Origin of the sequence: Roseofilum capinflatum BLCC-M114, from assembly GCF_030068505.1 — a bacterium.
Taxonomy (GTDB): domain Bacteria; phylum Cyanobacteriota; class Cyanobacteriia; order Cyanobacteriales; family Desertifilaceae; genus Roseofilum; species Roseofilum capinflatum.
The window spans coordinates 91042-98509 of the sequence record NZ_JAQOSO010000119.1; the positions used below are offsets into that span (position 1 = coordinate 91042).

Genomic DNA, 7468 nt, shown 5'->3' on the forward strand with positions numbered 1-7468 from the left:
TGAAGCCAGTGAAAAGACATCCTCACCGTTTCAGTCGTTTTTGTGAAATGGCATAAATAGAAGCGATCTTAATTGATGTTTCTTTTAGTTTGTGGTATCATTATAAAATAATTTTCTTGTGGACATCTCGAAAAACTCCGATTTCTGAACTAAGCGAGAAAAAATTCTCCACTTTTCAGCCGTCAAAAGCTACAAAAATTGTAATTCATCAAAATGCGTTTTTGGGGTTTAGTCTAAATTAGAACTAATTTCCAGGTTATATCTATGTCTCAAAATCAAGAAAGTATAATTATAAAAGCGCTTAAAAATCCTACAGGTGCTATTAGAAGAGTACAAAATAACTTCAAGGACTATTGGGAAGAAGCTAGACACGCTTTATCACCACGTCCTGCCCTTTCAACAATCATTAACCAGAAAGAAATTAGGATAGTGGGTTTGAGGCGATCCGGTAATCATGCCGTTACTAATTGGATCAAAAAACAGCAAGTGGGTTCTATTAATTATCTGAATAATATTCCCTGCAATAAAAATCCCTACCAGCATTTCTATGAAAGACACCTAATTTATAACAAATACCCAAAAGCAATATCAAGTCTTAAATACGACAGGACAGCGTGGAGTAGGGGATTCTTCAGACAATATCAAACAAGGAAAAATTTTGAGAGGAGCAGTAAAAGTTGATGCCCATTCATGTCCCAACTGGATCAAACCATCTTTTGCCAACTATGACCAATGTTTTTCTGTGTTATCTCAGTATTGCAAAACTACTGGAGACTTCTCAGATTTTTAACATACTCTTGTGCAACTACTTCCCAAGTCCAATGACCAAACCGTGTCTCGATTTCTGCATCCGATAAGCGGGGTTTAGGATGGTCAATAAACTGTTGTATACAGCTTGCAAGAGCTTCAGAATTACCTGGAGAGAAAAAATTAACGCGATCGCTACAATCATATAACTCAACTTGCTCTCGAAAAACTTCTAGATCAGAAGCAATTACAGGTATTCCTCGAACAATTGCTTCTGATAGTGCTAGACCAAATCCTTCATACTTAGAAGGAACTACAACACAACTACAATTACGATACCAAAACTCAACTTCTTCTAGAGAACAATATCCCAAACCCTGAAAGTGTGTTTTGAGGACTTCTCTATTTTGCTTATAAACTTCTTGGCACGCTTCAATGTACTTTTTATATTCTTCACTCTGAGATTGTTGAGACAACTTCAACTTTCCATTTAAAAAACCATCAGTTTCTTTGCCAATTAAGATGACTTGAAATTTTTTTCTTGATGCTGATACTATCAACCCGGCTTTAACCAGATTAAGTTGATCTTTATATACTCCAAATGAAGAAGGAAAATAAAATGTAATATTTTCTGTTAAAGTACCATTAACTTTGGTTTTTAAAACTTCAGGGGAAGTCTCTGGCAGAAATCCTGAATTAGGTATTGCTTTTATTTTATGACTAAAATCAGGAAAAAGGGCAAGAATATCTTGGCGTGTCTTTTGAGATACAGTAAAGATTGCATTTGCTTTATTGAGCCATGCTAATAAGCTCTTGTCATAAATTCTAATATAAGATTCAGAATAAGTTAGAGGTGAAAAATGCCAAAAAACATCATGTGTAATCATTGCTAAGGGAATAGAAATTTGAGGGGGATTCAACTTATTAGCTATCATATATAGACAGTGTGTTGCCTTATGCTTTTTGATTAATTGCTCAATAGTTCTTTGTGTCTTGATAGCCTGGATTTTTTTCAATATTTTCTTTCTTATATTGGGGATTAAAGCTTTTTGTTTCAAAAGATCAAGTGCTTTTTCACTAACTCTGATGAGGTAATGTGTCAATGATTTCTGTAGAACTGAGAATGATTCTATGGTGATATTTTCATAACCTTGGAAAGTGTTTCTAAAGTAGTCAATTTCTTTAGAGGGTAAGACTAAAATAACTTGATCGGCTAGTTTTGACAATTCTTTGACTAGAGCAATAATAACTCTCTCTACACCACCGCGACGATAATATTCTATGGGGATAATTATTTTCATGATCTTTTTAGCTTTAGTTGATTATCTCAATTTATTTTCAAAAATTTCAAAGGTTCTGAGCAAATTAATGGCTGAACGGTAGGCTTCTTCGGTCAATTCTAATTGTTCTTCTGGTGTATCGACAATCTCATCAGCTAGTAATCTTAAAGAACCAATCATGGAATTGAGTTGAGTTCTGGCTTCATAGGATGCTTTAGATAGGGTTTCATAGTCAACCCTTGTCTGTCCCGTAGATTCTGCCTCTTGTGTTTCTGAAAATTGCATGGAATGGAGACGATGATATAATCCTTCTTTCTCCAATAATTCTTGGTGAGTTCCTATTTCCATCACTTCGCCTTTATCTAAGACGGCAATTTGATCGGCATTCTGAATAGTGGACAGACGGTGAGCAATGACTAGGGTGGTCCGATCGCGACTGAGATGATCGATCGCCTCCTGCACGATACGTTCAGACACCGTATCGAGCGCACTGGTGGCTTCGTCTAAGATCAAGATATCCGGATCTTGCAGCAAAGCTCTGGCGATCGCCAACCGTTGGCGCTGTCCTCCAGAAAGCATCACCCCGCGATCGCCCACTTCCGTTTCCCATTGTCTCGGCAACTCCATAATAAAATCATAAGCATTCGCCTGTTTCGCTGCCGTTATCAACTCATCCTCCGTCGCATCTGGACGAGCATAAATAATATTATTCCTCACCGTATCATTAAACAGAAACGTCGTTTGACTGACAATGCCCATAGATTTTCGCAAACTTCGCAGCTCAAACTCGCGAATATCCCGGCCATCGATCAGAATAGAACCCTCCGTTGGATCGTAAAACCGAGGCAACAAATCCGCAAACGTTGATTTTCCCGCTCCTGACGAACCCACCAACGCCAAACTCTTCCCTCTCGGTAACACCAAATCAGCCTTTTTAATTACCAAATTACTATGACCGGGATATGCAAAAGATATCTCCTTAAAATGAATCTTCTCCTTAAACCCATTAAACGGAACAATCCCTTGAGTCATAATTGGCTTATTATCTCGCCGCCAGATGTCATAGGCAAAATCTATACTTGCTGAGGCTTTAGCCAGAGTATTTCGCACATTATTAATTGAATTCACCACTGGCATCATCCGAAACAAGATAAATAGGTAAGTGAGCAAAATGGCCGATAAGCTTTCTAGTTGGCTCGCAAAAAAAGTACGACCCACTAATAAAATGGAAATCACCGTAAAAATATTGGTGATTTCACTGATAGGCTTAATCAAGGAAGTATTGCTTTGCGCTAAGAAATTAAAATTCTCCAGATCAAGCATCATTTTCTTAATCAAACCAAACTCTTGCTGCTCATTCCCCACTGACTTGACTAATCGAATTCCTCCCAAAACTTCCAATACCTTAATCGAGTATGTTCTTTGCCGATTAGATACTTCTCTTCCCAACCGCTTAGACCGTTTGATTACCCCTTGGTTAACCACAGCCACTAAAACAATCACTAGGGTAGAGATAAGCGTCAGTTGCCAAGACAAGGAAATTAAAAAATACAGAAAAACAAAAGATGTAACCAACTGAATAGTCAAATCTATATAAGAATTTACGGCTGTTGTTGTTTGTCCTGTATCACTCCCTAAACGTTTAGTAATATCACCTAACTTATTTTTACTATAAAAATCAATGTCCGTTTCCAGAAGAGTTGACAGAATATCAATCTTCATACTATTTGTAATTCTTCGTTTATAGGCGGCTGCTACAATACTCCGCAAATAATTAACCCCTTCCTTCAGCACAATTGTTAATACAATGGCTGTTAGCATCACTACTAGTCGATACCGTTCAGGTATACTTTCAAAAGGGGAAAAAATCAATTTTAGGGCAGGAGGCGCACCTGCAAGTTGAACCTCTTGTCCCACAATTTGCAGAACGACTGGAATAATCAAGGCCGTATTGATCCCATTGAAGATGGCTCCAGAAAATCCCAGTACAATGTTTCCGATGACCGGCAGAGGATATTTTTTTAAGTAAGAAAATACAAATTCTCTAGAGGATATTTTGTTCATTGTTACTCTTTACAAGATAATTATTTTTTAGGCTGATAGTCGTCAAAGTCGATAAAGCACATTTTCTAAACTTTTTGACATGGATTGAATACTGTAGTCTGCTATACATCTTTCACGACTTTTGTGACCTTGTTCATTGGCTAAATCTAGATCGTTAAAAATCGTCTTAATCTGATGCGCAATCTGATCGGGGGACTCCGGATCGACTAAATATCCTGTCCCTCCTAAAATCTCTGGTAAATCTCCCACATTAGAGGCTAAAACCGGTTTAGCCATGGCCATAGCATCGGTTAATTTTAATGGAAATTGGGCTAACGCTGCGGGGGTATTCCGTTGGGGAACAACGACCACATGGGCCGCAGACACGACCTCCGGCATTTTCTCATAGGGCAGTTTGGGAATCTGAATTATCCAACGTCCCCATCGTTCTTGCAAGCGGCGGTCGTAATCATCATAGGGACTTCCACCAATAATGACGACTCGCAAATCTGGTTGATTGAGTTGATCTAACGCCAGTAAAACATCCTCAATGCCTTTATAGGGTCTTGGCGCTCCGGGAAACATTAGCACTCGATAGTCTGAGAGTCCGTAGCGCTCTCTGGAAACTTCGGGATTATAATTCTGGGGATTAAATAGAGTGGTATCTTTACCATTGGGGACATAAACTCCGCCAAAACGATCCTGCAAAAATCGGGTATGAACGGTTACTGCATCGGCTAAAGAGACTTGATTTTCCATCCATTTGAGATACAGGGGATGATCGGGCATTCTCAGCGCTCCTTCTGGCTTGAGAATGTCTCGGCCAAACTGTTTTAAGCTGGGACGATAGCGCCATTGGTCTCCCCCATGCCAACTCAATTCCCAATCATCAATGTCTAAAATCACGGGGCAACGGCGTTGTAATTTTTTCAGTAGGGCTAAACCAAAACTGGTAGGCTTGGGTCTTAGGGCGTATAAAATATTTCCTTGAATCGCTTGGAGTAGGGTTTGGGCGGAGCGGAAAAAATGGGGATAGTTGACCCCTGGCACACAAACCATGGGATACTTAGATTGAGAGAGATCTGGAGGTTCACCAAAACTAAATCCGAGGATTTCTACTTCATGGCCTAATTGAGTTAAAGCTTGGGCTAATAGAAAGGTGCGGACAGCTCCTCCCCAACGGCCAGCCCCAGCTTGTGAGAGGTCGCTGACGAGTATAGAAATCTTCAATGGACTCGATTTGGTCTCCATTACTGGCGATCGCCCCAACATATCAATATAAATACTTTTCTCTCTTGTCCTATTTTTTTCATATCTTAAGAATCCACTAATTTCAACCGTCCAGTCTGTAGAGCATCCAATATACGATTAATTTCCTGTTTCATCTCCTGAGTCAGTGCCCTATTCGAGATTAAAGCCGAGGTGATAATTAAGTATTCTTTCGGGGTGAGTTGACCTCTTTCCAGAATTCCTTTCACCACTTGATGGGTGACTAAATTCGGTTGGCTAGATGGAGAACGGGACATAAAGCGTTAGTCTACTAAATTAGAAGGCGAACCGAACAACACAGCACTTAACTATCTTACCCTTACGATAGAAGAGAATAGGCCAATCCTGAAGTTCATTAAGCGTACCATCGAGACCCTATGCAAGTTTACCGACTTCCTGCCCTTTCTGATAACTATATCTTTGTTTTACACGATCGCCACCTCAATCAAGCTGCTGTTGTCGATCCTGCTCAAGCTGCCCCCGTGTTAGAGTGCCTAGAGAAGCTAGGTGCTGACCTAATCGCTATCTTAAACACCCATCATCATAGCGATCACGTGGGCGGTAATCAACAGTTAATGAAACGATATCCCCAACTTCAAGTCTATGGCGGTGCTGTAGACCGGGGGAGAATTCCCGGACAACACTTTTTCCTCGAAGACGGCGATCGCCCCACCATTTTAGGCCAAGAAGCGCAAATCTTCTTCGTACCCGGTCATACCAAAGCCCATATTGCCTACTACTTCCCTCCAGAAAGCTCCAGCGAACCCGGAAACCTCTTCTGTGGAGACACCCTATTTGCCGGTGGATGTGGTCGCCTCTTTGAAGGAACCCCAGCCCAAATGGTTAATTCTCTGAGCAAATTAAGAGCGCTTCCCGACAACACCCAAATTTGGTGCGCCCACGAATACACCCTTAACAACCTCAAATTTGCCCTAACGGTAGATGGAAATAACCCCAAATTACAAGAGAGATTTGCCAGCGTCAAGGAAGCGAGGCAAAACAACCAACCCACCGTCCCCTCCCTCCTCGGTCTAGAAAAACTCACCAACCCCTTCCTCCGTTGGGATCAGCCCAGTTTACAAGCGGCTGCTGACAGCACAGATCCTGTGCAAACCTTTAGTCGCATTCGCGGGAAAAAAGACCTGTTTTAGAACTTGAGGCGATCCTAGAATTGCGATCGCCCCCAAAGTCCGATATAATAAAAGACTTTGATCCAACTTAGCCCACTCAAGAAAACCCAACTCATTATGAGCAAAAGAGTACAAATCGTATTAAACAAAGATGTAAGCAAACTCGGCAAATCTGGCGATGTCGTAGAAGTAGCCCGTGGTTATGCCCGTAACTATCTCATCCCCCAAGGTGTTGCCTTACGAGCCACCCCAGGCATCCTCAAACAAGTCGAAATCCGCAAAGAAAAAGAACGTCAACGGCTACTCGAAGAAAAACGCCAAGCCGAAGCTCGCAAAACCGCCCTCGAAACCATTGGTCGCTTCACCATTCGCAAACAAGTCGGCGAAGGAGAAGCCATTTTTGGAACCGTTACCGATCGGGAAGTAGCCGAAGTCATTCTCGAAACCACCGCCCAAGAAGTAGACCGTCGCGGCATTACCCTACCGGAAATCAGCCAACTCGGATTCTATAACGCCGAAATTAAACTGCATCCGGAAGTCACCGCAACCGTTGAAATCCAAGTTGCGGCACTTTAGTCCATTAGGGGATGGGGGAATGGGAGAAATATTGTGCCCTCATCCCCCAACCCCTTCTCCCACAGGCGCTGCCCTGAGCGAAGTCGAAGGGAGAAGGGGAGTAAAGTCCCTCTCCCGTGGGAGAGGGATTTAGGGAGAGGGCATCTCATTTGAAAACGCTATATAGCAAACCTAAATGAGTTGTGTAATGGCTGCCCCTCATCCCCCAACCCCTTCTCCCGCAGGAGAAGGGGGAAAAGTCCCTCTCCCGTGGGAGAGGGATTTAGGGAGAGGGCATCTCATTTGAAAACGCTATATAGCAAACCTAAATGAGTTGTGTAATGGCTGCCCCTCATCCCCCAACCCCTTCTCCCGCAGGAGAAGGGGGAAAAGTCCCTCTCCCGTGGGAGAGGGATTTAGGGAGAGGGCATCTCATTTGAAAAC

The 7468-nt window shown here is 42.0% G+C and carries 7 protein-coding genes; 3 read left to right on the forward strand and 4 right to left on the reverse strand.

From position 1 onward, the window contains the following. Positions 1-264 precede the first annotated feature (264 nt). The gene (locus PMG25_RS23800; RefSeq protein ID WP_283769377.1) at positions 265-681 is read left to right on the forward strand and encodes a hypothetical protein; all 417 of its coding nucleotides are present in this window, start codon (positions 265-267) and stop codon (positions 679-681) included. Positions 682-764: 83 nt separating this feature from the next. Here the strand turns inward: PMG25_RS23800 and PMG25_RS23805 are convergent, their stop codons facing one another. The 4 genes from PMG25_RS23805 to PMG25_RS23820 all read right to left on the reverse strand — a co-directional run bounded on the left by PMG25_RS23805 (position 765) and on the right by PMG25_RS23820 (position 5596). Further along, on the reverse strand, positions 765-2048 hold the full coding sequence (locus PMG25_RS23805; RefSeq protein ID WP_283769378.1) for a glycosyltransferase family 4 protein: 1284 nt from the start codon (positions 2046-2048) through the stop codon (positions 765-767). Between the two features lie 21 nt (positions 2049-2069). After that, positions 2070-4091 (reverse strand): ABC transporter ATP-binding protein, encoded by a 2022-nt coding sequence (locus PMG25_RS23810; RefSeq protein WP_283769379.1) that lies wholly within the window; start codon positions 4089-4091, stop codon positions 2070-2072. Between the two features lie 42 nt (positions 4092-4133). After that, the gene (locus PMG25_RS23815) at positions 4134-5321 is read right to left on the reverse strand and encodes a glycosyltransferase family 4 protein (RefSeq protein ID WP_283769380.1); all 1188 of its coding nucleotides are present in this window, start codon (positions 5319-5321) and stop codon (positions 4134-4136) included. Positions 5322-5386: 65 nt separating this feature from the next. Then, positions 5387-5596: a hypothetical protein gene (locus PMG25_RS23820; protein WP_283753191.1), complete on the reverse strand. Its 210-nt coding sequence runs from the start codon at positions 5594-5596 to the stop codon at positions 5387-5389. Positions 5597-5716: 120 nt separating this feature from the next. Between PMG25_RS23820 and gloB the strand changes: the two genes are divergently transcribed. Then, on the forward strand, positions 5717-6490 hold the full coding sequence (gene gloB / locus PMG25_RS23825; RefSeq protein WP_283769381.1) for a hydroxyacylglutathione hydrolase: 774 nt from the start codon (positions 5717-5719) through the stop codon (positions 6488-6490). Positions 6491-6586: 96 nt separating this feature from the next. After that, on the forward strand, positions 6587-7045 hold the full coding sequence (gene rplI / locus PMG25_RS23830; protein WP_283769382.1) for a 50S ribosomal protein L9: 459 nt from the start codon (positions 6587-6589) through the stop codon (positions 7043-7045). Positions 7046-7468 lie beyond the last annotated feature (423 nt).